Here is a 577-nt window from a genome sequence, read left to right as displayed (position 1 = left end):
CTTGCCGTGCGCGGCATGATGGAAGCCGTTACCTGGTCGTTCATTCCGGCCAAGCATGCCGAGCTGTTCGGCGGCGGCCAGACCGCGCTGAAGCTTGCCAACCCGATCGCCGCCGATATGTCCGACATGCGGCCCTCGCTGCTGCCGGGGCTGATCGCGGCTGCCCAGCGCAATGCCGACAAGGGTATTGGCGACGTGGCGCTGTTCGAAGTGTCGGGTACCTATGAGGGCGACGGCGCCGACCAGCAGCGGCGCGTCGCCGCCGGCGTGCGCCGCGGCACCGCCAAGCTCGACGGTTCCGGCCGCAACTGGGCCGGCAATTCCGGTCCAGTCGGCGTGTTCGACGCCAAGGCCGATGCGATCGCCGCACTTGAAGCCTGCGGTGCGCCTGTCGACCGGCTGCAGATCGAGGCCCGCGGCCCGGCCTGGTATCATCCCGGCCGTTCCGGCACGATCAAGCTCGGCCCGAAAACCGTACTCGGCACTTTCGGTGAATTCCATCCGAAGACGCTGGAGGGCCTCGATGTTTCCGGCCCGCTGTGCGGCTTCGAGGTCTTCGTCGATGGCGTGCCTGAAC

1 pseudogene is annotated in these 577 nt (G+C 67.9%); it reads left to right on the top strand.

Annotated elements, in window-relative coordinates:
• Positions 1–577, top strand: a pseudogene (locus EN879_RS38175) (phenylalanine--tRNA ligase subunit beta); the annotation flags it as partial.

Origin of the sequence: Mesorhizobium sp. M7A.F.Ca.AU.002.02.1.1, from assembly GCF_003998535.1 — a bacterium.
GTDB classification, from domain to species: Bacteria; Pseudomonadota; Alphaproteobacteria; order Rhizobiales; family Rhizobiaceae; genus Mesorhizobium; species Mesorhizobium ciceri.
The sequence above is the reverse complement of the archived record's forward strand: the minus strand, read 5'-3'. Positions and strand labels throughout refer to the sequence as shown.